The organism is Streptomyces sp. NPDC093260 (assembly GCF_040683715.1).
Classification (GTDB): Bacteria; Actinomycetota; Actinomycetes; order Streptomycetales; family Streptomycetaceae; genus Streptomyces; species Streptomyces sennicomposti.
On the sequence record NZ_JBFBEK010000015.1, the window covers coordinates 132,797 to 159,615 of the forward strand.

22 protein-coding genes and 1 pseudogene are annotated in these 26,819 nt (G+C 72.6%); 10 read left to right on the forward strand and 13 right to left on the reverse strand.

What is annotated here, in order from left to right:
• Positions 1–32 precede the first annotated feature (32 nt).
• Positions 33–389, reverse strand: coding sequence for a PRC-barrel domain-containing protein (locus tag AB0N63_RS20740; RefSeq protein ID WP_365530456.1), 357 nt, complete (start codon positions 387–389; stop codon positions 33–35).
• Positions 390–597: 208 nt separating this feature from the next.
• Here AB0N63_RS20740 and AB0N63_RS20745 point away from each other — a divergent pair, with 208 nt between their 5' ends.
• The 5 genes from AB0N63_RS20745 (at position 598) to AB0N63_RS20765 (ending at position 7,000) form a co-directional block, all read left to right on the forward strand.
• Positions 598–1,620 (forward strand): LacI family DNA-binding transcriptional regulator, encoded by a 1,023-nt coding sequence (locus tag AB0N63_RS20745; RefSeq protein ID WP_365530457.1) that lies wholly within the window; start codon positions 598–600, stop codon positions 1,618–1,620.
• A gap of 430 nt (positions 1,621–2,050) precedes the next feature.
• The gene (locus AB0N63_RS20750) at positions 2,051–3,172 is read left to right on the forward strand and encodes a lytic polysaccharide monooxygenase (RefSeq protein WP_365530458.1); all 1,122 of its coding nucleotides are present in this window, start codon (positions 2,051–2,053) and stop codon (positions 3,170–3,172) included.
• Positions 3,173–3,479: 307 nt separating this feature from the next.
• Positions 3,480–4,682 (forward strand): cytochrome P450, encoded by a 1,203-nt coding sequence (locus tag AB0N63_RS20755; protein ID WP_365530459.1) that lies wholly within the window; start codon positions 3,480–3,482, stop codon positions 4,680–4,682.
• A gap of 104 nt (positions 4,683–4,786) precedes the next feature.
• Positions 4,787–5,413 carry a helix-turn-helix domain-containing protein gene (locus tag AB0N63_RS20760; RefSeq protein ID WP_365530460.1) on the forward strand — a complete coding sequence of 209 codons (627 nt, stop codon included), beginning with the start codon at positions 4,787–4,789 and terminating at the stop codon, positions 5,411–5,413.
• 54 nt (positions 5,414–5,467) lie between these two features.
• Positions 5,468–7,000, forward strand: a complete 1,533-nt coding sequence (locus AB0N63_RS20765) for an MFS transporter (RefSeq protein WP_365530461.1) — start codon at positions 5,468–5,470, stop codon at positions 6,998–7,000.
• Between the two features lie 46 nt (positions 7,001–7,046).
• On the opposite strand, the gene AB0N63_RS20770 is transcribed toward AB0N63_RS20765, so the two are convergent.
• The 9 genes from AB0N63_RS20770 to AB0N63_RS20810 form a co-directional block, all read right to left on the reverse strand.
• Positions 7,047–7,940 (reverse strand): NAD-dependent protein deacetylase, encoded by an 894-nt coding sequence (locus AB0N63_RS20770; RefSeq protein ID WP_365530462.1) that lies wholly within the window; start codon positions 7,938–7,940, stop codon positions 7,047–7,049.
• A 125-nt stretch (positions 7,941–8,065) separates the two neighbouring features.
• Entirely contained in the window at positions 8,066–9,406 is a 1,341-nt protein-coding gene (locus AB0N63_RS20775; RefSeq protein WP_365530463.1) for a dicarboxylate/amino acid:cation symporter, read from the reverse strand.
• A 103-nt stretch (positions 9,407–9,509) separates the two neighbouring features.
• Positions 9,510–9,638 (reverse strand): hypothetical protein, encoded by a 129-nt coding sequence (locus AB0N63_RS20780; RefSeq protein ID WP_365530464.1) that lies wholly within the window; start codon positions 9,636–9,638, stop codon positions 9,510–9,512.
• 118 nt (positions 9,639–9,756) lie between these two features.
• Entirely contained in the window at positions 9,757–11,193 is a 1,437-nt protein-coding gene (locus tag AB0N63_RS20785) for a diaminopimelate decarboxylase (protein WP_365530465.1), read from the reverse strand.
• A 189-nt stretch (positions 11,194–11,382) separates the two neighbouring features.
• Positions 11,383–13,236 carry a helix-turn-helix domain-containing protein gene (locus AB0N63_RS20790; RefSeq protein ID WP_365530466.1) on the reverse strand — a complete coding sequence of 618 codons (1,854 nt, stop codon included), beginning with the start codon at positions 13,234–13,236 and terminating at the stop codon, positions 11,383–11,385.
• 79 nt (positions 13,237–13,315) lie between these two features.
• The gene (locus tag AB0N63_RS20795; RefSeq protein ID WP_365530467.1) at positions 13,316–14,236 is read right to left on the reverse strand and encodes an LLM class F420-dependent oxidoreductase; all 921 of its coding nucleotides are present in this window, start codon (positions 14,234–14,236) and stop codon (positions 13,316–13,318) included.
• Between the two features lie 405 nt (positions 14,237–14,641).
• Entirely contained in the window at positions 14,642–14,857 is a 216-nt protein-coding gene (locus tag AB0N63_RS20800) for a hypothetical protein (RefSeq protein ID WP_365530468.1), read from the reverse strand.
• Positions 14,858–14,883: 26 nt separating this feature from the next.
• Positions 14,884–15,582, reverse strand: a complete 699-nt coding sequence (locus AB0N63_RS20805) for a class F sortase (protein WP_365530469.1) — start codon at positions 15,580–15,582, stop codon at positions 14,884–14,886.
• A gap of 153 nt (positions 15,583–15,735) precedes the next feature.
• Positions 15,736–16,455: a hypothetical protein gene (locus AB0N63_RS20810; RefSeq protein WP_365530470.1), complete on the reverse strand. Its 720-nt coding sequence runs from the start codon at positions 16,453–16,455 to the stop codon at positions 15,736–15,738.
• 1,023 nt (positions 16,456–17,478) lie between these two features.
• Between AB0N63_RS20810 and AB0N63_RS20815 the strand changes: the two genes are divergently transcribed.
• The 3 genes from AB0N63_RS20815 to AB0N63_RS20825 all read left to right on the forward strand — a co-directional run bounded on the left by AB0N63_RS20815 (position 17,479) and on the right by AB0N63_RS20825 (position 21,521).
• Positions 17,479–17,862 (forward strand): VOC family protein, encoded by a 384-nt coding sequence (locus tag AB0N63_RS20815; protein ID WP_365530471.1) that lies wholly within the window; start codon positions 17,479–17,481, stop codon positions 17,860–17,862.
• Positions 17,863–18,531: 669 nt separating this feature from the next.
• Positions 18,532–19,047: a hypothetical protein gene (locus AB0N63_RS20820; RefSeq protein WP_365530472.1), complete on the forward strand. Its 516-nt coding sequence runs from the start codon at positions 18,532–18,534 to the stop codon at positions 19,045–19,047.
• Between the two features lie 296 nt (positions 19,048–19,343).
• A complete protein-coding gene (locus AB0N63_RS20825; RefSeq protein ID WP_365530473.1) occupies positions 19,344–21,521 on the forward strand; it encodes an MMPL family transporter in 2,178 nt (725 codons plus the stop codon).
• Positions 21,522–21,827: 306 nt separating this feature from the next.
• Here the strand turns inward: AB0N63_RS20825 and AB0N63_RS20830 are convergent, their stop codons facing one another.
• Complete coding sequence (locus AB0N63_RS20830) at positions 21,828–22,871, reverse strand: NAD(P)-dependent alcohol dehydrogenase (RefSeq protein ID WP_365530474.1); 1,044 nt, start codon at positions 22,869–22,871, stop codon at positions 21,828–21,830.
• Between the two features lie 118 nt (positions 22,872–22,989).
• On the opposite strand from AB0N63_RS20830, the gene AB0N63_RS20835 reads away from it, so the two are divergent.
• Positions 22,990–23,892: a helix-turn-helix transcriptional regulator gene (locus tag AB0N63_RS20835; RefSeq protein ID WP_365530475.1), complete on the forward strand. Its 903-nt coding sequence runs from the start codon at positions 22,990–22,992 to the stop codon at positions 23,890–23,892.
• Positions 23,893–24,250: 358 nt separating this feature from the next.
• On the opposite strand, the gene AB0N63_RS20840 is transcribed toward AB0N63_RS20835, so the two are convergent.
• Positions 24,251–25,270, reverse strand: a complete 1,020-nt coding sequence (locus AB0N63_RS20840) for an LLM class flavin-dependent oxidoreductase (RefSeq protein ID WP_365530476.1) — start codon at positions 25,268–25,270, stop codon at positions 24,251–24,253.
• A gap of 134 nt (positions 25,271–25,404) precedes the next feature.
• Here AB0N63_RS20840 and AB0N63_RS20845 point away from each other — a divergent pair.
• A pseudogene (locus AB0N63_RS20845) lies at positions 25,405–25,503 on the forward strand (IS5/IS1182 family transposase); the annotation flags it as partial.
• A gap of 325 nt (positions 25,504–25,828) precedes the next feature.
• Here AB0N63_RS20845 and AB0N63_RS20850 read toward each other — a convergent pair.
• Entirely contained in the window at positions 25,829–26,800 is a 972-nt protein-coding gene (locus tag AB0N63_RS20850) for an SDR family NAD(P)-dependent oxidoreductase (protein WP_365530477.1), read from the reverse strand.
• Between the last annotated feature and the right edge of the window lie 19 nt (positions 26,801–26,819).

Genomic DNA, 26,819 nt, shown 5'->3' on the forward strand with positions numbered 1-26,819 from the left:
GGGCCGGGCGGGGGCCCCGTGGGGCCGGCGCCTCAGCGGCGGGCGAGCCGCCGCTGCCCGGTGGCGCCGGTCTCGTACGGCAGCCCGTAGTGCTCGAACACCGCCGGCTCGTCCCCAACGGGAAGCTCCCCGTCGGTGTCGATGGACGGGGCGTCCTTGACGTACTTCTTGTCGTAGGCGACGTTCAGGTGGCCGGGGCTCACGGTCGCCCCGGCGAGCGGCACGAACACCAGCCGCTGCCGGCCGAGCATGCCCGTCTTCACGGTGGCGAAGAACGGCTCGTCCGTGATCGTGTCGACGTAGACGGCCTCCAGCTCGCCGATCTTGCTGCCGTCGCCCCCGTGCACGGGGTGTCCCCGCCACTCGCGGATGTCCTGGGCCTCGAACATGGGGTCCTCCACTGATGTGCGCGATTCACTGGCTGGAACATCACCTACCCCACCCCCCGCGAATCTCACGGTGCCGGAGGCCGCCGGAAGCCATCGGTCACCTCTTCGCCCGCCCGCTGCCGGGGCGGCGGCGGGCACCGGGGACCGGACAGGGGGACGTGCGGCGCGCCGGGGCCGTAGGATCGGAGCTTCCTTGGGGGAGGTGGCCATGGGCAGGCGGCGCCCGGACACGCCGACGCTGGAGGAGGTGGCCGCCCGCGCGGGTGTCGGGCGGGGCACCGTCTCGCGCGTCGTCAACAACGCGGCGGGTGTGAAGGAGTCGACCCGCCGCGCCGTGCGCGAGGCCATCGCGGAACTGGGCTACGTCCCCAATCTGGCGGCCCGCTCCCTGGCGGGACGGCGCGCGGACGCGGTCGCGCTCGCCATGACGGAGCGGGACTGGCGGCTGTTCGGCGAGCCGTTCTTCGCCGAGACCGTGCACAGCGTCGGCGACGCCCTCGCCGAGACCGGCGTCCAGCTCCTGCTCACCCTCATCCGCACCGACGACGAGCGCAAGCGGTTCGTGGAGTACGCGCGCGGCGGCCGGGTCGACGGAGTGCTGCTCGTGTCGGTACGCGCCGACGACCCGCTGCCCGACATGCTCGCCGAGGCCCGGCTGCCCACGGTCCTGCTCGGCCGGCGCTCGGGCGGCGAACGCGTCGCCTACGTCGACGCGGACAACACCGGCGGAGCCCGCGACGCCGTCGACCGTCTCCTCGGCCGGGGCCGCACCGCGATCGCCGCCATCACCGGGCCGCTGGACATGTACGTCGCCCAGTGCCGGCTGCAGGGCTACCGGGAGGCCCTGGCGCGGGCGGGCCTGGACGGCGGACCGTCCTGGACGGCCGAGGGCGACTTCACCGAGGCGAGCGGCCGCCGCGCGATGGCGGAACTCCTCGCGCGGCACCCGGACGTCGACGGGGTGCTGGCCGCCTCCGACACCACCGCCGCCGGGGCGCTGACCGCCCTGCGGGAGGCCGGCCGCCGGGTGCCCGAGGACGTCGCCGTGATCGGCTTCGACGACTTCCCGCTGGCCCGGGACACCGTCCCGCAGCTCACCACCGTCCGCCAGCCGATGGCGGAGATCGGCCGTGCGATGGTCCGCCTGCTGCTGGCGGAGATGGAGGACCGCCAGACGGTCCCGCGGCACGTGGTGCTGCCCACCGAACTGGTGATCCGCGAGTCGGCCTGAGGACGGTGCGGGACTCGTGCCGCGCTCCCTGCCGGGACCCGCGCCGTACGGCAGGCCTTGCACATCGAAACTTTTCGGGGGCGCGCCGGGCCGCGCACCACGTTCCCCGCGCCCACCGAAAGCCCTCTGACCAGGCCTTCGGTCACCGTCTCCCACCTCCTTCCGTCCACAGTCTTGTCAGGGACATGCGTTGCTCCTACAGTCCCGTGCAACCGGTGCTGGGAGCGCTCCCACTTCCGTGGGGTGGAGCGGGAGCGCTCACATGCCGCCGGTCCCGCTCCCTCGTCCGTCCGGCGGCGCCTCCCCCGGGCGGACGAGGGCTCCAGCACCCACCGGACACCGCACGACGAGAACGCACGGATCACGACGCAACGCAGCTGATCACGGCGACAACCCAACCGATCGACCTCGTCCGACGGAAGGACCGAACGTGGCTCGACGCAGCAGACTCCTGTCGGTGGCGGCGGCCTTCGCCACCCTCCTCGCGGCCCTGGGGCTGACCCTCCTCGGGCAGGGCCGCGCCGAAGCGCACGGCGTGGCGATGCTCCCCGGATCGCGCACCTACCTGTGCTATCTGGACGCCCAGACCAGCACCGGCGCCCTCGACCCGACGAACCCCGCGTGCAAGGACGCGCTGGCCAAGAGCGGCGCGACGGCGCTGTACAACTGGTTCGCCGTGCTCGACTCCAACGCCGGCGGCCGGGGCGCCGGTTACGTGCCGGACGGCACCCTGTGCAGCGCGGGCGACAGGTCGCCGTACGACTTCTCGGCCTACAACGCCGCCCGCTCCGACTGGCCGAGGACGCACCTCACCTCCGGCGCGACGATCCAGGCGCAGTACAGCAACTGGGCCGCGCACCCGGGCGACTTCCGGGTCTACGTGACCAAGGCGGGCTGGTCACCGTCCTCGCAACTACGCTGGTCCGACCTGGAGTTGATCCAGACGGTCACCAACCCGCCGCAAGTGGGCTCGCCCGGCACCAACGGCGGCCACTACTACTGGGACCTGAAGCTGCCCTCCGGCCGTTCCGGCGACGCGCTGGTGTTCATCCAGTGGGTGCGCTCGGACAGCCAGGAGAACTTCTTCTCCTGCTCGGACGTCGTCTTCGACGGCGGCCACGGCGAGGTGACCGGCATCCGCGGCCAGGGCTCCTCGACGCCCACCCCCACCCCCACGCCGACCCCCACCCCCACCCCCACGCCGACCCCCACCCCCACCCCCACCCCGAGCGACCCGCACACCGGCTCCTGCATGGCCGTGTACTCCGTGACCAACTCCTGGAGCGGCGGGTTCCAGGGCTCGGTGGAGGTGATGAACCACGGCACCACGCCGCTGAACGGCTGGTCGGTGGCGTGGAAGCCGGGTGCCGGCACCCGGATCGGCACCGCGTGGAACGGCGCCCTGACGACGGCCGCAGACGGCACGGTCACGGTCACGAACGCGGACTACAACCGGGTCGTGCCGCCCGACGGCAGCGTGACCTTCGGCTTCACCGCCACGTCCACGGGCAACGACTACCCGATCGGCTCGATCGGCTGCGTCAATCCGTGACGACCGGATAGCCCCGGTCCAGGGGTGGGGGCCGGAGACACCGGCCTCCGCCCCGCCGCATCCGTGACGCCCGTGCGGCCGTCCCGGGAAGCCCAAAGACGCCCGCGCGCCGGGCGACGGTACCGGCCAGGAACCGTACGTCCGAAAGCAATATTGCAGCCCCCTGCACGATTGCCTAGGGTGCCGAATACTGGAGAAACGCGACGGTCCGGGCACCGGACGCGAGCACCGGCCGCCCTCCGAGGCGGTATGACCGGCGCGCGGTCCCGTGCGGACGGCTCTCCCCCCACGAGAGGCGGCACCCCTTATGACCATCAGCAGTCCTCGGCCCTACCCGTTCAAGGTGACCGACGAGCTCTACGTCGAACCGCGCTTCGAACAGCTCCGCGAGAACGAGCCGCTGTGCCCGGTACGGCTGCCGCACGGCGAGCCGGCCTGGCTGGTGACCCGCTACGAGGACGTGAAGACCGTACTGGGCGACCCCCGCTTCAGCCGGGCCCGCGCGGTCACCGAGGACGAGCCCCGCACCCGTCCCTACCGCGGCCTGCCCGGCAACATCCTGGAGTTCGACCCGCCCGAGCACACCCGGCTCAGGCGTGTGGTCGCCAAGGCCTTCACCGTCCGCCGGGTGGAGGAACTGCGGGTGCGCGCCCAGGCGATCGCCGACGGACTCGTCGACGCCATGATCGCCCAGGGGCCGCCCGCCGACCTGGTGGCCGGCTTCGCCCTGCCGCTGCCCGTCACGGTGATCTGCGAGCTGCTCGGCGTGCCGCTGGAGGACCGTACCCGCTTCAGGCTCTGGTCGGACGCCCTGCTGTCCACCACCCGCTTCACCCCGGAGGAGGTGGAGCGGTACGCCGACGAACTGTCCGCCTACATGGCCGCCCTGATCGCCGAACGACGCACGGAGCCCACGGACGACCTGCTCGGCGTGATGGTCGCCGCCCGCGACGAGGAGGAGCGGCTCTCGGAGGACGAACTCGTGGCCATGGGCGTCGGCGTGCTCGTCGCGGGCCACGAGACGACCGCCAGCCAGATCCCGAACTTCGTGTACACACTGCTCGACCACCCCGACCAGCTGGCCCGCCTCCGCGCCGACCTGGACCTCGTGCCCCAGGCGGTGGAGGAGCTGATGCGGTTCGTGCCGCTCGGCGACGCCGGGATCGCCCGCTACGCCCTGGAGGACGTGGAGCTGAGCGGCGGCGTGGTGCGCGCCGGCGAACCCGTCGTCACCTCCAACGTGGCGGCCAACCGCGACGCCGCCGTCTTCACCTGCCCCGAGCAACTGGACGTGACCCGGCAGGAGGCCTCCCACGTCGGATTCGGCCACGGCCCGCACCACTGCCTGGGCGCGCAACTGGCCCGGATGGAACTCCAGGTGACCCTGCGCACCCTCCTCACCCGGCTGCCCGGCCTGCGTCTGGCCGGCACCGGCGCCGACCTCGAACGCAAGACCGGCTCCGGGGTGAAGGGCTTCTCGAAGATGCTCGTCACCTGGGACGAGGCGTGACCGGCCCGCCTCACACGCATCCCGGACCCAAGGGCGCACGGACGGGGGCAGTCCACCGCGACGGCCCCGTCCGTGCGCCGCCCGCCCCGGCTACGCTACGGGCCATGACTGGCGAGAGCGGAACCTCCCACCGGGAGCGGAGCAAGGCCCGGCGCCGGGAGGCGATCAGACGCTCGGGCATGCGCCTGTTCGCCGAGCGGGGCTACGACGGCACCACCATCGCCGACATCGCCCAGGCGGCCGAGGTCGCCCCCCGCACCGTCTCGCTGTACTTCCCCTCCAAGCACGACATCGCCCTGTCCGTGCCGAACGAGATCGCGGCCCGGCTCTCCGCCGTCTTCACGGCCCGCCCCGGCGCCGGCTTCCTGGACGTCGTCGACATCTGGCTCACCGGCGAGGCCGACGCCCTGGACCCGGAGCTGCTGGCCCTGCTCACCGCGATGTTCGAGGCCAACCCCGCGCTCGAGGCGCACGGCAGCAGCCAGCTGGCCGAAGCGGTACGCCTCACCGGCCCCGCGCTCGCCGCCGCGACCGGACTGCCCGAGACCCACCCGATGCACGCCGTCATCGGCTCCGCCGTGGGCGGCGCCCTGAGCCAGTACTTCGGCGCCGTCCTGCGGCACGACGACGCGCCCGCGCACCACCCCCTCTTCATGGCCTGCCTGCGCGCCCTCGTCGACACCGCCCGGCAGGGCGCCCCCGCGCGTCCGGCGGACCCGCACACCACCTGACGATCTTCTTCGCACATCGCCACGTTACGAATGCGAATTCGGGGGCAAGGTGGTGTGGTGGCCGATGTGACACCTGAAGGACAGACCGACCCCCTCGGCACGGAGCGGCTGAGGGAAGCTCTCGCGACGATGCCGCGGCAGGTCCGCGAGGAGCTGACCCGCAGGCTCAGGCGCAGCAGGAGAGCGCTGCGCGAGGAGGACGTGCAGGTCGTGGAACCGCCCCTGCTCAAACGGGCGGTCGGCGCCTCCGCCCTCGGCAACTGCATGGAGTGGTTCGACTTCGGCGTCTACAGCTACCTCGCCGCCACCATCGGCAAGGTGTTCTTCCCCGGCGCCTCCCCGGGCGCCCAGGTGATCTCCTCCTTCGCGACCTTCGCGGCCGCGTTCGTCGTACGGCCGCTCGGCGGCTTGGTGTTCGGACCCCTCGGCGACCGGCTCGGCCGGCAGAAGGTCCTCGCCACCACCATGATCATGATGGCGATCGGGACGTTCGCCATCGGCCTGATCCCGAGCTACGCCACCATCGGCATCGCCGCCCCCGTCCTGCTGCTGCTCGCCCGTATGGTGCAGGGTTTCTCCACCGGCGGCGAGTACGGCGGTGCGACCACCTTCGTGGCCGAGTACTCGCCCGACCGCCGCCGCGGCTTCCTCTCCAGCTGGCTCGACTTCGGCACCTTCGTCGGCTACGCGCTCGGTTCCGCCCTGGTCACGGTCCTCAACCTCGCCCTCACCGACGCCCAGATGCTCGCCTGGGGCTGGCGGGTGCCGTTCCTCATCGCCGGACCGCTCGGCGCCATCGGCCTGTACATGCGGCTCAGGCTGGAGGAGTCGCCGGCCTTCCAGCAGCAGCTGGACGAGCACGAGAAGTCCCTCGCCCAGAAGTCGGCGGGCAGCGAGTTCAAGACCATCGTCAGGAAGCACTGGAAGGCCCTGCTGGTCTGCATGGGCATCGTGCTGCTCTACAACGTCACCAACTACATGGTGACCGGCTACCTGCCCACTTACCAGACCGAGACCCTGCACCGCTCCAGCGGCTCCGCCGACCTCCTGGTGCTGCTCGGCATGGTGTGGATCGTGCTGCTCATCACCTTCGTCGGCCGGCTCAGCGACCACGTCGGCCGCCGCCCGGTGTACGCGGTCGCGGCGGCCGCGATGATCGTCCTGGCCGTCCCCGCCTTCCTGCTGATCAAGGCGCACGGCACCTGGCCGCCGATCCTCGGCGTGCTGATCCTCTCCACCCTGCTGGCCGGCTTCGCCGCGCCGAGCGCCGCCACCCTGCCCGCGCTCTTCCCGACCGCCGTCCGCTACGCCGCCATGGGCATCGGCTTCAACTTCGCCGTCGCCGCGTTCGGCGGCACCACTCCGCTGGTCACCGCCGCCCTGGTCGGCGCCACCGGCAACGATCTGATGCCCGCTTACTATCTGATGGCGGCCGGCGTCATCGGCCTGGTCACCGTGAAGTTCCTGCCCGAGAGCGCACAGGTGCCGCTGCACGGCTCCCAGCCGATGGTCGGCTCCGAGGAGGAGCAGCGCGAGCTGCTGTCCACCTCCGAGGCGCTGTACCGGGCCGCCCGCAAGACGGTCTGAGCCGGGCGGGCGGCCTGCCTCCGAGCCCTGGCGCCGGTGTCCGCGCCTATGCGCCGAGCCGGTCGGCGAGCCGCGTGAGGGTGGCGCCGAGGGGCAGCCCGAGCCGTACGGCGGCCAGGTCGTCGCCGCGCGTCGCCCCCTGGTTGACGATGGCGACCGGCTTGCCCTGCTTCGCCGCCCGGCGCACGAACCGCAGGCCGGACATGACGCTCAGCGAGGACCCGGCCACCAGCAGCGCGGACGCCGCGTCGACCAGCTCGTAGCACTGCGCCACCCGCGGCTTGGGTACGTTCTCGCCGAAGAAGACCACGTCCGGCTTGAGCGTCCCGGTGCCGCACACCTGGCAGGGCACCGTATGGAAATGGGCCTCCTGCTCGGGCGCCAGTTCCGCGTCGCCGTCGGGGTTGACCCGGGCGGCGAGGTCGCGGAAGCCCGGGTTGGCCTCCCGCAGCCGCTGGTCGAGATGCGCACGCGAGACGGTGTTGCCGCAGGTCAGGCAGATGACCCGGTGCAGGCTGCCGTGGAGTTCGACCGCCTCGCGGGTACCCGCCGCCGCGTGCAGGCCGTCCACGTTCTGGGTGATGACGCCGCAGACGGCGCCGGCCGAGGCAAGGCGGGCGACCGCCCGGTGCCCGGCGTTCGGCCGCGCGGCGGTGATCGTCTCCCACCCCAGATGGCTGCGGGCCCAGTAGCGGCGGCGGCTCTCCTCGCTGCCGGTGAACTCCTGGTAGGTCATCGGCGTGTGCCGGCGGCGGCTGCCCGTGGGCCCGCGGTAGTCGGGGATGCCGGACTCGGTGGAGATGCCGGCGCCGCTGAGTACGAGGACGCGCCCCGCCTCCAGCAGCCGTGAGACCGCCTCGAAGGCGCGGCTCCGGAGCGGCGCGGACGGCGGTGACATCGCGCCGCTCATCGGCGGATCGGGCAGCACACGAGCGTCCATGCGGGCAGGGTACGCCTCCCCGCCCCCCGGCCGGCCCCTTCGCGCCCCGCCGCCCACAGCTCCGCCCCCTGCCGAAAGCTGTCGGCAGGGGGCGAGCAGGAGCCGGGTGCGGGCCCCGGGAGGTGTCAGGCGGCCGACGCCGCCGCGGGCTGCGGCTCGCTGTAGACGCTCTCCAGGTCGTCGACGGCGGAGGCCGACGCGGTGTCGTACTTCGTCCGGTCCAGGATGTTCTCGCGGGCGGAGACGAGGACCGGGACGAGGGCCTGGCCGGCCACGTTGGTGGCGGTGCGCATCATGTCCAGGATCGGGTCGATGGCCAGCAGCAGACCCACGCCCTCCATCGGCAGGCCGAGGGTGGACAGGGTGAGCGTCAGCATGACCGTCGCACCGGTCAGACCGGCGGTGGCCGCCGAGCCGATCACCGAGACGAACGCGATGAGCAGGTACTCCTTGATGCCCAGCGGCACGTCGAAGATCTGCGCCACGAAGATCGCGGAGATGGCCGGGTAGATCGCCGCGCAGCCGTCCATCTTGGTCGTCGCGCCGAACGGCACGGCGAAGGAGGCGTAGTCCTTCGGGACGCCGAGGCGGATCGCCGACTGCTGGGTGACCGGCATGGTGCCGACCGAGGAGCGGGAGACGAACGCCAGCTGGATCGCGGGCCAGGCGCCCTTGAAGAACTGGAGCGGGTTCAGCTTGGCGACGGTGCCGAGCAGCAGCGGGTAGACGCCGAACAGGACCAGCGCGCAGCCGATGTAGATGTCGGCGGTGAAGGTGGCGTAGTCGCCGAGAAGGTTCCAGCCGTACTCCACGATCGCGCGGCCGATCAGACCGGCGGAACCGATCGGGGCGAGCAGGATCACCCACCACAGGGCCTTCTGCAGCAGCTCCAGGACCGACTCGGACAGGGTCAGGATCGGCTGGGCCTTCGTGCCGATCTTCAGGATGGCGATGCCGGCGACGACCGCCATGAAGACGATCTGGAGCACGTTCAGCTCGGTGAACGGGGTGACGACGTCCGTCGGGATGATGCCGGTGAGGAAGTCCAGCCAGCTGCCGGCGTGGTCCGGCTTGGCGCCGTCGGCCGCGGTGAGGTCGGAGCCGGAGCCCGGGTTGGAGATCAGGCCGATGGCCAGACCGATGACCACCGCGATCAGCGAGGTGATCATGAACCAGAGCAGGGTCCGGCCGGCCAGCCGGGCCGCGTTGTTGACCTTCCGCAGATTGGTGATGGACACCATGATCGCGAAGAAGACCAGCGGGGCCACGGCCAGCTTCAGCAGCTGCACGAAGATGCCGCCCACCTTGTCGAGGGTGGTGGCCAGCCATGACACGTCGTAGGTGCGGGCGACGAACCCGAGGACCAGTCCGACGGCGAGGCCGAGCAGGACCTGGGCCCAGAACGGTACGGGTATCCGGAAGCCGCGCTTCGCGGGCTTGGGATCGGTGGCGTCGGACACGGACACACTCCAGCTGGGAGACGCACGGAAGGGGACGGGAGGAACGGGCAACAAGGAAGCGGCGACCGTGAGAGAAGCGTCGACGGCGCCGCTGCGAGGGGGAGCGCGGTCAGGCGCGACAGACCGCGGACATGCAGCGGCAGAGATCGACGTGCAGACGCGCCACGAGCGCGACGCCCATGACGACGCGGCCGGCGCCGTGAGAGGCGTCGGCGCGGTGCGCTGCTGCTGACTTCATGGCAGAAACGTTAACACTTGTACTTTGAGAACATCAAAGCTGTTCTTTGGGAACGGCATACGTCGGCCGTTCTTCCGCGGCGCTCCCGACGGGCCGTCCCCGGGACGCCGCCCGTGCCTCAGAACGGCGGCCGCGCCTCCGTCAGCGGCCCCACCAGGGCGTCGGCATGGGCCAGCCCGCTCTCCTCGGAGATCTCCCGCAGCGTCTGCGCGCGCCGGACCGTCGCGAACACGATGCGCCCGTCGGCCTCCGCACAGCCGTACACCGCGGGCCGCGGCAGGCTGTTGTACGCCCAGGGCGTCGAGAAGTAGTAGGCCCCGGTGTCGTGCAGCACCACCAGATCGCCCTCGGCCAGCTCGGGCAGCGCCCGGTCGTGCGCGACCACGTCACCGGCGAAGCAGCAGGGCCCCGCCACGTCCTGCCGCAGCAGGGGAGCCCGCTTCGCGCCGCCGTCCGGCCCGTACGCCGACGCCCGCAGCGGCCACGCCTCGGGCATGAACACCGTGCGCGTGGCGATGTGCGCCCCGGCATGGGTGAGCGCGACCCGCCGCCCGCCCGCGTCCTTGACGTACTCCACGACCGCCGCCATGAAGCCGTTCTTGGCGAGGAGGGAGCGGCCGAACTCGGTGACGATCCCGTACCGCCCGCCCAGCAGGCCCGGCTCGGCGGCGTCCAGGGCGGCGACGTAGTCGGCGTAGGTGGGCAGTGTCCTGTCGTCGGCGAAGTTCACCGGCAGCCCGCCGCCGAGATCGAGACTGGTGACCTGTCGGCGCCCGGCCCGTTCGTTGATCTCCTCGGCCAGCCGGTACGCGGCGGCCAGCCCTTCGGCGATCAGCGGCAGCGGACACCCCTGCGAGCCGACGTGCGCGTGCAGCCGGGTCAGCCAGGGCCGCCGCACGAAGGCCTCGACGACCCGCTCCCGGGCGCCCGGGTCGCCCAGTGCCACACCGAACTTCGAGTGCCGGGTCGCGGTGCTCATGGCCTCGATCGCCCCGCCGCCGACCTGCGGATTGACCCGCAGCCCCAGCACGGAGGCGCAGCCGGGCGGGCGCAGCGCGTCGATCCGGTCCAGCTCGTCGAGGTTGTCGGCGTTCAGCGCCACCCCCAGGGCCAGCGCCCGCGCGATCTCCGGACGCGTCTTGGCGGGCGCGTCCAGGACGATGCGCTCCGGCGGGAACCCCGCGTCCAGGGCGAGCCGCAGTTCGCCGGGACTGGCGACCTCGCAGCCCATGCCGGTCTCGCGCAACAGCCGCAGCACCGGCACCAGGGAACAGGCTTTCACCGCGAAGGTGTGGAGGACGTCCGGCACACGTGTGAACGCCGCGTGCAGTCCGGCGACGCTCTCGCGCACACCCCGCACGTCGATGAACCCGGCCACCGGTTGCCGGGGGCCGAGGATCCCCTCGGCCACGGCACGCCGCAGGACTCGCTCCACGGACACACGCTCTCCCGCCAGCGGCCCGGGCGCGTCCTCGGCCGGCAGCGCGCCGGGTGTGTTCTCGGCGGGCAGGGGGCCGGGCGTCGGGCCCGGTGTGCGGTCGGCGGAGGCGGGCATCTGGGGGTCTCCTCGTTCGGCGGCGGCAGTGCGGTCCCGGCCGCGCGCCGTCACGCGGGCGGCGGACCGGGCACCAGCGTCGCGCCCGGCCGGCCCGGACGTCTTCGGACCGCGCCACAAAGCCGGACCACTTCTTCGTACACCCGCACAACACACCCGGCGGACCCGGCACGGCTCCCGCCGGGCCGGTCACCCGGGCGGGGGAACGGTGAGCCGGGCGGCCAGCGCGACCAGGAGCCGGGTGTCCGGATCGGCCAGGTCGATGCCGTACCGCTCGCGGACGCGCCCGAGCCGGTAGCGCAGGGTGTTGGGATGGACGACGAGCCGCCGCGCGGCCGCCTGCACATCGCCCCCGGCGTCGAGGAACGCGGCCAGCGTCCGCAGCAGCTCACCGCCCGCGGCGGCGTCCGTCCGCACGAACGTGTGCACCGGTCCCGCCCCCGACTCCCACACCGGCCGCGCGGCGTCCAGCACACGCAGGACCTCCAGCGTCGTGTCCACCCCGGACGGCCCGGAGTGCCGCGACGGCCGGGGCAGCCCGGCGGCCAGGGCGCGCGTCTCCCGCTCCCGCAGCGCCCGCACGACGAGTTCGGCGCGCTCGCGGGACTCCGCGGCCCGCACCGAGGGCAGTACGGGGCCGGCCCCCACCCACACCGGGGCGGCCCCGGCCACCACCGCGGCCGACAGGTCCAACTCCCGGACGAGAGCGAGCACTTCCCCGGCCTCCGCGCTCATCCCGTCCTCCTCGCCTCCGCTCTCCTCCGCTTCCCCGCCCGCCGCGCCGGTCCGGCCCTTCTCGTCGCGCCCGCGCCCTCCCGGCGTCCGCCGACGAGACCGCCCGTCCCGCTCGGCGAGGCCGCCCTGCCCGTTCCCCCCGGGCGGTGGCGAGCCGTTCCCTCCGGGCGGTGGCGTGTCGCAGACGACCAGCAGCACCAGCCGGTCCCCGTCCCGCACCACCCCGGTCCCCGGACGCAGGGCCGCGGCCTGAAGCGCCAGCACGTCCAGCGCCCGGTCGGCGCCCGCCACGCCCGGCGCGTCGGCCCGGCGCTCGGCCACGACGACCGCGCACGCCGTGTCCGCTGACAGACCCAGCGACCAGGCATGTGTACGCCGGTGACCGGAACCCTCCAGCAGCCCGCGCAGCGCGGACTCACGGCGTCGTGCCGTCCCGCTCTCCCGCAGCCGCTCGCCGACCAGCAGCGGAGCCGCCAGTCCCGCCGCCGCCCGCAGATGGGCGGCGGCGTCGGGAGCCAGCGGGCCGCCGTCCGCCGCCGCCCAGATCGAGCCCAGCACCTCGCGCCCGCCGCGCACCGCGACCACCAGCCGTTCGGGCCCGTCCGCGTCGGCCGGCCGGTGGATCACCTCCGGCGAGGTCCACAGCGCGCGCAGCAGACCGCTGTGCCGCAGTTCGGCGATCCGCCACGAGGGCACCCGGCCGCCCAGGATCGTGGTGCGGCGCAGCGGATCGGCCTCATCGCCGGTCGCGGAGTGGGCCAGGACCCGCAGCCGGGTGTCCTCGATGGTGATGGAGCCGCCGACCCGGACGGCCACCTGAGCGGCGAGTGCGGCGAGCGAGGAGGCCTCCTCGCCCGCCTCGGCGGCCCCGGCGTCCGGACCGGTCCGCCCGGCGACGGCGTAGGCCAGGGCGCTGCGCAGCAGCGCGGCCACCTGGCCCCAGTCGGCCCCCTCGGCGCGGGCGAGCAGGGCGACGCCGGTCTCCTCGGCCGCCGTGACCAACCCCGCCCGCGCATCGGGCTCGTGAGCAGGCGAGTCGCCCAGTACGACGGCACGGACCCCGCGCCGTGCCGCCCGCCGGACGGTCGAGGGCACGGCGGGCGCGCCCACGGCCAGCAGCAGCGCGTGCTCCCGCCCCGGCACCAAGTCGTCGAAGCCCACGGCGACATGAGCGACGGCGGTGTCCGCTCCGGCCGGTGCGCACAGCAGCCGGACGGCCTCCCCGTCGTCGAAGGACAGCAGGGCGCGCAGACTCGCGGCCCCCGCACCCCTGCCGAGAGTTCCGGCGCTCCGCGCCCCGCCGTCCATCAGCCGACCTCCCGCACCCGCCCCCAGTCCGCGGCGACCTTCGTCGCCATCGTCGCAGAGGACGCGCCCGGGGGACCGGTCAGGCCAGGCTTCCCAGCACCTCCCAGGTGCGCAACCGGTCCTCCGGGCCGCCGAGTTCGCTCGCGGAGACGACGACCTGGGTGGCGCCGGCGTCGCGGTAGCGGCGGACCGTGTCGGCGAGGTCCTTCTCGTCGCCGATGGCCGCGAGGTCCACCGGGTGGGAGACGCCGGACTGCTCGATCACCCGGGCGTAGGAGGGGATCTGCTGGTAGAAGCCGAGCGCCTCGTGGGCCGCGGTGCGGACCCGGTCGGGGGCGGAGGTGACGACGCCGGGCACGAAGGCGACCACGCGCGGCGCGGGCCGGCCGGCCTCCTCGGCGGCCCGGGTGAGGGCCGGGACGATGTGCTCCTCCAGGGCACGCGGGCCGGCGAGGTAGGGCAGGATGCCGTCGGCCAGGCGGCCGCTGACCCGCAGCGCCTGCGGGCCCATCGCGGCCACCAGCAGCGGCACGCGGGGTTCGGCGCCGGGCACGGACGCGGGCAGCGGGGTGCGCGCGGTGAGCAGTTCTCCCTCGAACTCGGACCGGCCGGTTTCGGTCAACTGGCGCAGCGCGGTGAGGAATTCCCGCAGCCGGGCGACCGGCCGCTCGAAGGGCAGCCCGAAGGCGCCCTCCGTGAACAGCTTGGTGCCGAGGGCGAGCCCGAGATGGTAGCGGCCCCCGGTGGCGGCCTGCACGGTCTGCGCCTGGCTGTTGACGAGCAGCGGATGCCGGCCGAACACCGGGAGCGCGGACGTGCCGAGGTGGATGTCGGGCACCTCGCGGCCGACGATCGCGGCGATCGTCGGCGAGTCGTAGCCGAAGGTCTGGCCGAACCAGAGGGAGGTGAGTCCGGACGCCCGCGCTTCACGCGCCTGGCGCACCACCTCCTCGACGGGCAAGGGGGATCCGGTCGTGTCGATGGTCGCTCCCACAGTCATGCCGGTACAACGCCCGCGCGTGACAGGGGGATTCCACCGCGAACATGAACAGTGTGTGTCGGCGTACGGCACCGGACGTGCGGAACGGACCGTCCCGGCGAGGAAGGGGGAGCGCCCCGTCCCCGTGAGTGCCCCGACCCGTGGCACACGCCACCGCGCCGCATACGCCACCTGGGTGCACGCGTGACCAGGCGGCACGCGGGTCGCGCCGGGACGCGGAGGCCCTGCACGGCTGTCTGACCCGTGGCCTGGGAGTCGGTGGCACGTCTCGAGACGGCCGGCTCCGGTGTCGCGGACGTACAAGGCGGCCGTCACCCCGCGCACCCCCTGACCGCGGCACGGCCGACGGCCCGGCGGACACCGCCGGGCCGTCCAAGGGCCGTCCCACGAGGCGCCGGCGGCGCCCTAACCGGCTTGCCGCTCCATGACGCGCCGGGCCGCCTCGGCCTCCGCCGCCGACGGGGACAGCTCGTCGAGGGTGTCCAGCTCGTCGTCCGCCTCGAGTTCGCGTTCCCAGGCCGCCGCGAGCCGCTCCTGCTCCTCACGCGGCCCGGCGGCGACGGCGTCCCGGTGCTCCGGGTCGAGGGCCGCCAGGAATCGTCCGACCGGGTCCGTCGGCATGCTGTGCTCCTTGTCGCCGGGAAGGGTCACTCGGCCGGCTCGGTGGAGTCGAGGTGGGCGAACACCACCAGGTTGGCCTCATAGTCCTGCGCGGTGCGGTCGTAGGGCCCACCGCAGGTGATCAGACGCAGTTCCGCGTCGGGGGTGTCGGCGTAGACCTCCTCGTCGGGGAAGTCCGCCTTGCTGAAGGTGTCCAGGGCGTCGACCTTGAAGCTCGCGACCGTGCCGTCCGCCCGCGTGATGTCGATGTCGCTGCCGGGCTCCAGCGTCGACAGGCCGGCGAAGACCGCGGGACCGGTCTTCGTGTCGACATGGCCCACGACGATCGACGCGCCGCGCTCACCCGGCGACGCCCCGCCCTGGAACCAGCCGACCAGATTGGTGTCGTCGGCCGGCGGCGCGTTCAGCTGTCCCGAGGTGCCGATCGACAGATTGGTGAACGGCGCGTCCACGCCGATGTCCGGGATCGAGATCCGCTTCGGCTCCGACCGGGGCAGGGCCGGGCCGTCGGGACTCGGGGAGGCCTTCGGCCGCGGGGTCGCCGGTGCGACCGTCTTGGAGCGGGCCGGGTACGGCAGACTCGCCTGCGTGGTGGTGCCGAGTGAGTTGTGGATCAGCACGAGCCCCAGTCCGACCGCCGCCGCGGGCCACAGCAGCCGACGTCGGTGAGGACCCCTGTGCCTGGTCCCGGACTGCTCGTTCTGGGACGGCTGCTGCACGGACATGCTCGGTGCCTTTCATGAACCGGTGGTGATGAGGATGGCTGCGGGCCGGCGGACACTCCGTCGCCTCGGCCCCTGCCACGCTCCGGGCATGTCGCCCGGAGCGCGCGGGGCTACGGAACCCGCGACAGCGGTGCGTGGCCGACCGGAGACCGGTCAGGCAGCGGAGCCGTCCGCGGCGCGCCGGCGACGCAGCATGTAGGCGCCGACCCCCAGACCGCCGAGCACCAGCGCGGCACCCGCGCCCATGCTGTTGGAGTCCTGGGCGAGGAAGCCGCCGCCGGCGTGGACGCCGCCGCGAGGCTTGTCCTTGCCGTGACCGCCCTCGTCGCCGCCGCGGCCACCGCGGTCGCCGCCGTTGTCGCCGCCGCGTCCGCCTTCGTCGCCGCCGCGGCCACCACGGTCGCCGCCGCCGTTGTCGCCGCCGCGACCGCCGCGGTCGCCGCCGTTGTCGCCGCCGCGGCCACCACGGTCGGAGCCGTTGTCGTCGCCGCCGTTGTCGCCGGTGGGAGCCAGGGCGAGGAAGCCGCCGCCGGCGTGGACGCCGCCGCGAGGCTTGTCCTTGCCGTGACCGCCCTCGTCGCCGCCGCGTCCGCCTTCGTCGCCGCCGCGACCGCCACGGTCGCCGCCGCCGTTGTCGCCGCCGCGACCGCCGCGGTCGCCGCCGTTGTCGCCGCCGCGGCCACCGCGGTCGCCGCCGTTGTCCCCGCCGTCGTCCGAGCCGTGGTCGTCGGAGTCACCCTTGGCCGTGACGCCGGCCGTGTGGGAGACGACGCCGGAGAGGGTGGCCGCAGTCACGGCACCCGCTCCCGGAGCTGAGAGGGCCACGGCGGTGGCGACCGCAGCAGAGGTGAACAGGGTACGAGTGATACGCATGGGTGTTCCCTTCGCCATTCGTGAGTCATCACGACTCCCGCTCTTCGGGATCACAGTCGTGACGTGATCACCTTGTGCGGGCTCGCGGCCCCGCACCACTTGAGCGCCGCATTCGGAGCACGGCACGACATCTGACGGCCGCTTCCCTGCTCCACCAGGGGGACGCCCGGGACGCCCCCGCAACGCCCCTACCTGCGCACATGCCCCACAGCGCGACACACCGGGCCGCCTACACGACGTCAGCCACGTATGGACGTGTCATGATCATGAGCTTAAATGCACACCCGTCACACCCGGATGACGGCGCGAAAGCCGCCCCACCCGCATCCATCGCGGCCGGGGCCGGACCGGGGGACGGGCAGTCGGAACCACTCCGTGTCCGCACCACCACGCCACGGCGTCCGCACCACGGTCCGCGACCGCGGGTGCCGGCCACACGTGTCGAGGAGCGCCGACCACACGTGCCGAACGCGGCACACCTGGCGGCGGCACACCTGGCGGCGACGGCGCGTCGCCGCCCACCGACGAGCCGCGGCATCCAGGCCTCGGCCCCGGCGTCCCGCACGCCCTGCCGACCTCGTGCGGCAACGGCACCGTACCGCCCATGGACCGAAGTCCCCCGTTCTGTAGGTGGCTTGGCGGCCATCAGCACCTCCTCGGTATGCCGCAGAGGCCGCCGGAGAGCCGGCCCTGGTTCCGTTCGAAGCAGTGCCACCCGGTGAGCGGGGGAGCTGATCGCCATGGGGCGTCCGCGGGGCGCTCGCCGCCCGCCTTCCCATCACCTCGTCGGTGCGAACTCATCGGAGCCTCCAGCAGATTGGAAGTTCGACACCGCATGTCTGATCGTCCGGTGACTTCTTGGCAGCAGGCATTGCGCCGTTTGGGGATCGGGAAGCCTTCACTGACCGGTGAGGGTTCAGTCGTGGGCGAGCACACGAAGTACGTCACGGGTTTCCTCGCCGCGGCCAGGCCCCGGTGGCCGCTCACCCGCGGCGATCCGGCTGCCCGCCTACACTGACGCCCATGGCATGCCGCATCAGTGAACTGGTCCTCGACTGCGCCGACCCGGAGCGGCTCGCCGCGTTCTGGAGCGAGGTCCTCGGCTACGTCGAACTGGGCCGGGAGGACGACGGAAGCATCGAGATCGGCCCGCCCGGCGCGGGATTCGGCGGCCCCCAGCCCACCCTGGTCCTCAGCCCCAGCACCGATGCCCGGGCCGGCAAGCTACCCCTGCACATCGACGTCAACGCCACCGACCGCGACCAGGACGCCGAACTGGAGCGCCTGCTCGCCCTCGGCGCCACTCCCGCCGACGTCGGCCAGACCGGCACCGAGAGCTGGCACGTGCTGACCGATCCCGAAGGCAACGAGTTCTGCCTCCTGCGCGCCCGCATCCAGCCCGCCTGAGCCGGTGGGCCGCCCGGCTGACGGGCGCCCGGGCCTCCCCACGCCCCACTGTCCAGGACCCAAAGCCCCTGCTCGGGCGGGACGTCGGGGCATATGCCCGTGATGCCATACCGGCCCGCGTCTCCACGGCGGTGGATCACCCGCGCCCAGGCGTGGCCGCCCATCGCCCTCCACCCCTGGCGCAGGAGTTCACCGATGGACGCGCAGAACGGGACGTACCACACCCCGCTCGCCCGGCACGAGGCGCGGCGCTGCTCGGCGGCGCGTCCGTGGTGGCCGGCCTGGCCAGTTCCCGCGTCCTCGCCCGGACAGGTCTGGCCCGCCTCGCGCTCCTGGGGCCGGCCGCGTTCGCCGTCGGCTCGGCCCTGCGTTCCGTCCCGTGGCCGCCCGCGGTGTGGCTGGGTTCCTCCGTCCTCGGCTTCGCACTTCCCCGAGTGTTCCCCGCCGCGCTCAACGCCGGCCAACCCGGTCTGCCGCAGCGCAGACGCGCCTCCCGGACCGGCGCACTCTCAGCACATCCGCCGTCCGGAGCTGTCTCCACCGCTACGGCTACCTTCGGGGACAGCCGCTCGCGGTGCATCTGACACATCCCGCCCCTGTGCGCTCATCACACCTTCTCCAGGAGCAGTGTTGTCACCCGTCCTGCTTTCCGCACTCCGCCGCGCGGCTGTGACCGCGACCCTCGTGCTGCCCGCCGCCCTGCTCGGCGGCGGATGCCCCCTCACGCACGGCGGGAGCTGCGACGGCACCGGGGCCGCCCGCGAGGACCTCGCCGCCCAACCGGTGCTGTCCGCTGCCCCCGACGGCGCTTGGGAACCCGCCAACTACCGCGGAGCGGCCGTGTCGACCGGCTGCGACGACGACAGCCCCGGCAAGGCGTGGCTGCACGCGGACCGCGTCTACGCCTTCACCGGCACCCGCCAGGCGGTCATCGAGCACTACGCCCGCACCGCCGCCGTTCAGGGCTGGCGCGACGAGCCCGACCCCGCCCCCGGCGGGGCTCCGGCCGCCGAGGAAGGCGCCTGCTGGACCAGGACCGCCCACGGCCGTCACCTGGTGCTCACCGTCGACTTCCGCCTCGGCGGCTGGTCTCCCGCCCCTGACGTGGGTCCAGGCCTCGCCTACGAGGTCTCGGTCGGCGCCAACGCCGACGGCAGTGCCGAGGACGCGGGGTGCTGGTCCTGACCGATCGTCGCTGCTGAACGCGGCGAGCACCGCGGCCTGGTCATCTCGGCCGAGACCTCGCCGCCACCGCGACCCACCGTACTGTCGAGCGAGGATCCGGCCCCGAAGTCCCGGCTGCCCGATATCCGGTCGTGCCGGGGCGCGCCTGCTGGAATGATCCCCTTGCGTGGTCACTACCATGTGGCCCTTAAGACACCCATCCGGCCGGTGCGTTGGACGCGCGTCGGCCGGGGTCGCCGATGCCGGGGACCGCTCCCCGGGCTGCGGTGATCTTCCTGTCCAGGAGGACCCCCCGCATGTTCCGACGAATAGGCAACGCTGTCGTCCGACACCCCGTCTGGACGATCGTGGCCTGGCTGATCGCCGCGGTGGCGATCGTCGCCACGGCTCCCGGCCTGCCTTCGAACAGTGACGAGAGCAGTTTCCTGCCGAAGAGTTACGAATCCATCCGAGCGGCGGACCTGCAGCAGAAGGCGTTCCCCAGCGCCTTCACGCCGTCCGCGATCGCGTTGTACCAGCGCACCGACGGCGGCCGGCTGACCGACGCCGACAAACAGGACGTCGCCCGGATCACCACCGAACTGAGCAAGAAGCACATCGACCAGGTGCAGAAGGTCGTCCCCGGCCAGCCGTCCAAGGACGGCAGGTACGACCTGACCCTGGTCCAGATGGACAGCAAGAAGGCCGGTCAGCCCGAACAGGCCGACGCGGCCGAGGTGTTGCGCGAAGACGTCAAGCAACTCGCCAAGGGCACGCACCTGGAGGTCAAACTGGGCGGCTCCGCGGCCCAGGCACTCGACCAGCAGGACTCGTCCAAACGCGGAGAGGCACTGATCGGCATCGGCACCTTCGTCATCATCCTGGTGACGCTGCTGATCATCTTCCGGGCACCGATCCTCGCCATCCTGCCGCTGATCCTGATCGGCCTGGTGTCCGCCGTCGCCAACGGGCTGATCGCCTACGCCACCAAGCTGTTCGGCCTCCAGGCCAACAGCTCGATCTCGTCGATCCTGATCGTCGTGCTCTTCGGCGTGGGCACGGACTACTTCCTGTTCCTGATGTTCCGCTACCGCGAGCGCCTGCGCGCCGGCGACGAACCCAAGCAGGCCATGGTCAACGCGGTCGACCGCGTCGGTGAGGCCATCGCCTCGGCCGCCGGCGCGGTCATCATCGCCTTCCTCGCGCTGGTGCTGTCCACGCTCGGCTTCCTCAAGCAGATGGGACCGGCCCTCGCCATCGCGGTCGCCGCCACGCTGGTCGCGGGCCTGACCCTGATCCCGGCCGTGGTCTCGCTCATCGGGCCGAAGGTCTTCTGGCCGTCAAAGTCCTGGCAGCGGGAACCGGAGAACGCCCGCTTCGCCGCCCTCGGCCGCGGAGTGCAGCGCCGTCCGGCGCTGACCGCCGGACTGTCCGGACTCGTCCTGGTCGTGCTGTCCCTGGGCATCCTGAACTTCAACGCCACCTTCGACCTGGCGTCCGGGTCCATGCCCAAGACCAAGGAGTCCATGGTCGCCCAGGACGAGATGCAGAAGGCGTACTCGGCGGGCGCGGCCGCTCCCACCGACGTCTACCTGTCCAGCACCGACGGCAAGCCGCTGGACCGGGGCGCGTTCGACTCCTACGTGCGCAAGCTCGGCGCCGTGGACGGGGTCGCGGACGCCCGCATGACCCAGGTCGACAAGGCGGGCACCACCGCCGACTTCACGGTCACGCTGAAGTACGAGGCGTCGACGGACGAGGCCATCGACGCCGTGGGCCGGGTGCGCGACGTCGCGCACGCCGGCGCCCCCGACGGCACGGAGGCCCTGGTCGGCGGCATGTCCTCGATCTACAAGGACATCGACGCCGCGGTCAACCACGACTACCGCACGGTCTTCCCCGTCGCCGCGGTCCTCATCATGATCATTCTGGGACTGCTGTTGCGCAGTGTGGTCGCACCCTGGTACCTGATGGCCTCCGTGGGCCTGGGCTTCGGCGCCACCCTCGGTGCCACCGTATGGATCTTCCAGAACGGCCAGGGGCACTCGGGCCTGATGTTCATGCTGCCGGTGATCATGTACCTCTTCGTGGTCGCCATCGGCACGGACTACAACATCCTCATGATCGCCCGGCTGCGCGAGGAGGCCCGCGAGGGCCGCGAGCCGCGCGAGGCCGCCGGCATGGCACTCAGGCACGCCGGGCCGACCGTCGCCGCGGCCGGCTTCATCCTGGCGGCCACCTTCGCCACGATGATGCTGGCGGGCAACTCGCTGCTCACGGAGATGGGTTTCGCCGTCTCCTTCGGCATCGCGGTCGCCGCCTTCGTGATGTCGATGTTCTTCACGCCCAGTCTCACCGCGCTCATCGGGCACGCGGCCTGGTGGCCCGGGCACGGCGACCGGGCCACCGGGACCGGGTCCGCCGGCGCGGTCCCGGCCCCCGGGGACGGGGGCCGCGACAGCGTCGCCCACGATCCCGCGGGCCGCAGCAACTAGCGGCAACGCGTGAGCGGCCCCGCCGGACGGTGTTCCGGCGGGGCCGTCCTCGTGCCTCGTGTGCTGCGGCCGCCGGCGGGCACTGCGATCGCGCATCCCCGTCGCGGCAGCCGGTTCGAGCGGCCGAGTCTGCCGTCGTCGCCGAGCGTGAGCAGCGACGCATGGTCCTCCGGTGCCCGGCGCGGTGAGCGACGGCTGCCGCGCGGGCGGTGGCGGCGGGAAAGCCCCCCCGGGTCGGGCGCGGCGGCTGTGCTCACCAGCCCGCCGCCGCCCGGGGAGGGCGCCGATCATCTGCCCGGGCAGGACTCAGATCGTCGCCGCGTCGATCACGAAGCGGTACCGCACGTCCGAGTTCACGACCCGCTCGTACGCCTCGTTGACCTGGCTCGCCTCGATGAGTTCGATCTCCGCGCCCAGACCGTGCTCCGCACAGAAGTCGAGCATTTCCTGGGTCTCGGCGATGCCGCCGATCATCGAGCCGGCGAGGGTCTTGTTGCCGCCGATGAGGGAGAACAGGTTCAGCGCGACCGGCTCCTCGGGGGCGCCGACGTTGACCAGGGCGCCGCCCGTCTTGAGCAGGCCGAGGTACGCGCCGAAGTCCAGCGGGGCCGACACCGTGGAGAGGACGACGTCGAACGTGCCCGCCAGCTCCTCGAAGGTCTTCGGGTCGCTCGTCGCGTAGTAGTGGTCCGCGCCGAGCTTCAGCCCGTCGTCCTTCTTGCGCAGCGACTGCGACAGGACGGTGACCTCCGCGCCGAGGGCATGGGCGATCTTGACGCCCATGTGGCCGAGACCGCCGAGGCCGACGACGGCGACCTTCTTGCCGGGGCCGGCGCCCCAGTGCCTGAGCGGGGAGTACGTGGTGATGCCGGCGCAGAGCAGCGGGGCGGCCACGTCGAGGGAGATGCCGTCGGGGATGCGCAGGGTGAACGCCTCGTCGACGACGATCTTCTGGGAGTAGCCGCCGTACGTCGGCCGGCCGTCCTTGCCGACGCCGTTGTACGTCGGGACGTTCCCTCGTACGCAGTGCTGCTCGCGGCCGCTGCGGCAGGGCTCGCACTCGCGGCAGGAGTCGACCATGCAGCCGACGCCGACGCGGTCGCCGACCTTGAACTTGGTGACGCCGGAGCCGACCTCGGAGACGACACCGGCGATCTCGTGGCCGGGGACCATCGGGAAGATGGCCTCGCCCCAGCCCTCACGGGCCTGGTGGATGTCGGAGTGGCAGATGCCGGCGTACTGGATGTCGATCAGTACATCGTGCTCGCCGACCGTGCGGCGCTCGATGGTGGTGCGCTCCAGCGGAGCCTTGGCGCTGGGCGCGGCGTATGCGGCAACAGTGGTGGTCATGACTCCCAGGGTGGCATCGTCACGCACGTTCACCCAGATCACCGCTTTGCGTACGCTCAGCGGTCCTACTACTGGCGGGGTCAGGCTCGTGGGCGTACGACCGGGAATACTGGACGGCATGGATGCCGAACCGGACAATCTCGAGGGCCTCGACCAGCGTGCCGGGCTGAGCGAGTTCCTGCGTACCCGGCGGGCCCGGCTCAAGCCCGAGGACGTGGGGATCGCGACGATCGGACGGCACCGGCGGGTGCCGGGCCTGCGGCGCGAGGAGCTGGCGCAACTGGCCGGGGTGTCGGTGGCGTACTACACCCGTCTGGAACAGGGCAACGGGCGCAATGTGTCGGCGGAGGTCCTCGACGCCATCGCGCGTGCCCTGCGGCTGAGCGAGACCGAGCACGCGCACCTGACCCACCTCGCCAAGCCGAGGCAGCAGCGCAGGAGGTACCGGGCGCCGAAGCGGCAGCAGGCGCGCGTGGCACTGCAGCAACTCGTCGACTCGATGGAGGGCGTGCCCGCGTACATCGGCGGGGCGCGCTCGGACATCCTCGCCTGGAACCGGATGGCGGCGGCCCTCTTCGGCGACTGGGGGGCGATGTCGGCCCACGAGCGCAACTGGGCGCGCCTGACGTTCCTCCACCCGGACTACCGGGAGCTGTTCCGCGACTGGGAGCAGAAGGCGTCGGACATGGTCAGCTATCTGCGCCTGTACGCGGGCCAGCATCCGGACGACCCGGAGCTTTCGGCTCTCGTCGGTGAACTCTCCGTCAAGAGCGAGGAGTTCCGGAAGCTGTGGGCCACGCACGACGTGAAGGAGAAGGGACACGGAGTGAAGCGGATGCGGCATCCGCTGGTAGGCGAGCTGGCCCTCGCCTACGAGACGCTGCACCTGCCGGACGACGACGGCCAGTTCCTGTGCGTGTACCACGCGGAGCCGGGTTCCACATCGGCGGAGGCGCTGCGCCTGCTGGCGAACTGGGGCGCCGACGCCGTACGCGCGGGCAACGAGGTCCCGCGTCCCTGACGCACCGACTCCCGCCCCGGTCCTGAGGCGCGCAGCGGGAGCGGGCCTCCCGCGCGAGTGTCAGGCGGCGGAGCCGTTCTCCGTCACCTCGACACGCTCCTGCGGACCGCCGCGAGGCGCGGTGCGTTGCTCTTTGAGGGCAGGTGCCCGGGCGTTCGCCGAGGCCGGCGGGCCCGGCCGCCTCGGCGGCGCCCTCGCGCCGACCGCAGCGCGCGCCGTGCCGTCTCACGCGCCTGCTGCGCCTGCAGGACCGCAGAGATGCGGTACAGCGGGTTGCGGTGGCATTCCTCAGCATCCGTACGGGACCGCGAAGGACGGTGGGCATGGGGGCGGACGGGTGGCAGGGATTCCAGCGGGGTCAGAGCGGCAGGACCTCCTTCGCGAACAGGCGCAGGGAGGCGAACGCCTTCTCGGTCGGCAGAGACCCGTACTCGAAGGCCGCGTTGACCTGGGTGACACCCGCGTCGGCGAGTCCGGCGAGCTGCTTGCGGATCTCGTCCGGCGACCCCGCCAGTAGGCGTTCCGCGGCCAGGGCCTCGTCCGCCGGGTCGACGCGAGCGGGCAGCGGAGGCAGACCGCCGTCGGGTACGGCGCCCTGGGCGAGGGCACGGGAGGTCTGGATCTGGCGGGCCACCTCACGGGCCGCGACGCGGCGGTCGTCGGGGTCGGTGCCGCAGTACACGAACCGGTTCACCCCGTACTCCAGGCCGTCCCTAACGGTGTTCTCCGCCGCGGCCAGGTCCTGGGCCGTCCGCCACTGCTGTGCCAGCTCGGCGGGGGTGGCGAGGGCGAGGCCCAGCAGGTGGAAACCGCGGCGGACGGCGAAACGCGTCGACTCGTGGCTCACCGCCGCCAGCCAGACGGGCGGACGCGGTGTCTGCACCGGGCGGGGAAGCACGGTCACCGGCGTGTCGACGGTGTGGTACGTGCCCGCGTACGAGTCGACCGGGCCCTCGAGGAGCCGCACCAGCAGGTCGGTCGCCTCCTCGAACCGGTCGCGGCTGGTGTCGAGTGCCCGCCCGAACCCCTGGAACTCGTGCGGCTGGTAGCCCCGTCCGATGCCGATGTCGAGCCGGCCGTCGGAGAGGGTGTCGAGCGTGCCGAGGTCGGCGGCGAGCCGCACCGGGTCCCACAGCGGCAGTACCAGGATGCCGGTGCCGATCCTGAGGGTCGAGGCCGCGGCGGCGGCCCGGGTGAGCAGCAGCAGAGGTGAGGCGCTCAGACTGTAGCCGGAGAAGTGGTGCTCGGTGATCCAGATGCCGGTGAAGTCGTGGCCGCCCGCCCACTCCACCTGGCGCAGGAACTCGTGATATTTCTCGCGTGCCGATTCCCGGTCGACGGCGGGCGATACGCCGAGGTACGTGATGCCGATCCGCACGGGAATCCCCTCAGGCCGGTGACACGGGCAGTGACAGCGGTGGTACGCGGCCAGCCTCCCAGGCCCCGGCAAACCCCTTCTTAGCCCCGCCTAAACCGGCTTGACAGGTTGCCTCATCTGACATGTTCGATAGCCTGCGGGTGTGGATCGTCGAGCGGCTGGTGCCGGACGGACTGTGGGAGTTGTTCCGGCGGGTGGTACCGGAGGCGCCGACTCGTCCGCAAGGCGGCGGACGGACCCTGGCCCGGTCAACATGTCGGGCGGTTCCGCCCCAGTGGCCCGCACCGGGCGCCGAACCGTACGTCCAGCAGTCGGCACCGGCGGGCCGGCGTGCCACTCCTTGACCGCCTCGGTCGACCAGTCCTTGACGGCCACTCGTCGACGAGCCGCGCACGGTCGGCCTGCACGGCCCGGAAGGCCGCCTGCTGGCGGAGAGCAGTACTCGGGCGCGCCGAATACCTCCAAGGGACCTCACGCTGTGTGACGTTGCTGCCCTCGGATCATTCTCACGGGCGTGCGCCAGGTTGCCCTGGCGCGGCATGCTGTGGTGTCGAGAGGTCAGACGCGGAGCAGGTGGCTCGAGAGGGTCCAGAGGCGCTGCGCGGCGGCGGGGTCGAGCGCCCATTCCTTGACACCATGCGGGTGCTGCGCGAGGTCGGCGTCGTTCGGCACGGTGTAGGCCTCCCGCGCATCGTCGAGATAGTGGCCGCCGGAGTGAGCGAACTCGGGGGCGACGGCCGCGATGATACTGGTGGCGGCCCCCTGCTCGACCGTCTTGTACGTGAAGACTCCGGCAGCCTCGGCCGCGTCGAGTGACGCCTTCTGTTCCGGTGTGAAGTTCCGCTGCAGTCCCGTCGCGACACCGCCGGGGTTCACCGCGTTGGCGACGATGCCGTCGGCCGCCCACAGGCGGGTCGCCTCGACGGCGAAGAGGGAGTTCGCCGTCTTCGACTGGGCGTAGGCGATCTGTGGGTCGTAGCTGCGGCGCTCGAAGTGGAGGTCGTCGAAGTCGAGGCCGGACCGCATGTGCGCCGTCGAACTGACCGAGACGATCCGTGCTCCGTCGCGGTCGGCCGCTCCCCGGGCCAGGGCGTGGTGAAGGCCGGTGGCCAGCGCGAAGTGGCCGAGATGGTTCGTCGCGAACTGCAGCTCCCAGCCCTCATGCGTTCGTTCGAGGCCGCCGGTGACCACGCCGGCGTTGTTGATCAGCAGGTGAAGCGGGCCGTCCCACGCGTCGACGAACCGTGTGACGGTGGCCTTGTCCGCGAGGTCGAGGCGGACGACCCGGGGCCGGATCCCTCCGGTCGACTTTCCGATCGTCTCGGCGACGGCGTCACCCGCAGTCGTGTTCCGGACGGCGAGCGTCACTTCCGCCCCGGCGGCGGTCAGCGCACGAGCCGTCTCGATCCCGAGCCCGGAGGAAGCTCCCGTCACGATCGCGCGGACGCCGGCGAGGTCGATGTCCCGCAGCACCTCGTCCGCGGTGCTGGAGGAGGTGAAGGGTGTGGAGATGAGTTTGCGCGCGTTCATGGCACGACTATACGAACTA

Coding starts and splice junctions, on each gene's coding strand:
- AB0N63_RS20740 (WP_365530456.1), bottom strand. CDS start 389: ATGTTCGAGGCCCAGGACATCCGCGAGTGGCGGGGACACCCCGTGCAC.
- AB0N63_RS20745 (WP_365530457.1), top strand. CDS start 598: ATGGGCAGGCGGCGCCCGGACACGCCGACGCTGGAGGAGGTGGCCGCC.
- AB0N63_RS20755 (WP_365530459.1), top strand. CDS start 3,480: ATGACCATCAGCAGTCCTCGGCCCTACCCGTTCAAGGTGACCGACGAG.
- AB0N63_RS20760 (WP_365530460.1), top strand. CDS start 4,787: ATGACTGGCGAGAGCGGAACCTCCCACCGGGAGCGGAGCAAGGCCCGG.
- AB0N63_RS20770 (WP_365530462.1), bottom strand. CDS start 7,940: ATGGACGCTCGTGTGCTGCCCGATCCGCCGATGAGCGGCGCGATGTCA.
- AB0N63_RS20780 (WP_365530464.1), bottom strand. CDS start 9,638: ATGAAGTCAGCAGCAGCGCACCGCGCCGACGCCTCTCACGGCGCCGGC.
- AB0N63_RS20785 (WP_365530465.1), bottom strand. CDS start 11,193: ATGCCCGCCTCCGCCGACCGCACACCGGGCCCGACGCCCGGCCCCCTG.
- AB0N63_RS20790 (WP_365530466.1), bottom strand. CDS start 13,236: ATGGACGGCGGGGCGCGGAGCGCCGGAACTCTCGGCAGGGGTGCGGGG.
- AB0N63_RS20795 (WP_365530467.1), bottom strand. CDS start 14,236: ATGACTGTGGGAGCGACCATCGACACGACCGGATCCCCCTTGCCCGTC.
- AB0N63_RS20800 (WP_365530468.1), bottom strand. CDS start 14,857: ATGCCGACGGACCCGGTCGGACGATTCCTGGCGGCCCTCGACCCGGAG.
- AB0N63_RS20805 (WP_365530469.1), bottom strand. CDS start 15,582: ATGTCCGTGCAGCAGCCGTCCCAGAACGAGCAGTCCGGGACCAGGCAC.
- AB0N63_RS20810 (WP_365530470.1), bottom strand. CDS start 16,455: ATGCGTATCACTCGTACCCTGTTCACCTCTGCTGCGGTCGCCACCGCC.
- AB0N63_RS20815 (WP_365530471.1), top strand. CDS start 17,479: ATGGCATGCCGCATCAGTGAACTGGTCCTCGACTGCGCCGACCCGGAG.
- AB0N63_RS20825 (WP_365530473.1), top strand. CDS start 19,344: ATGTTCCGACGAATAGGCAACGCTGTCGTCCGACACCCCGTCTGGACG.
- AB0N63_RS20830 (WP_365530474.1), bottom strand. CDS start 22,871: ATGACCACCACTGTTGCCGCATACGCCGCGCCCAGCGCCAAGGCTCCG.
- AB0N63_RS20835 (WP_365530475.1), top strand. CDS start 22,990: ATGGATGCCGAACCGGACAATCTCGAGGGCCTCGACCAGCGTGCCGGG.
- AB0N63_RS20850 (WP_365530477.1), bottom strand. CDS start 26,800: ATGAACGCGCGCAAACTCATCTCCACACCCTTCACCTCCTCCAGCACC.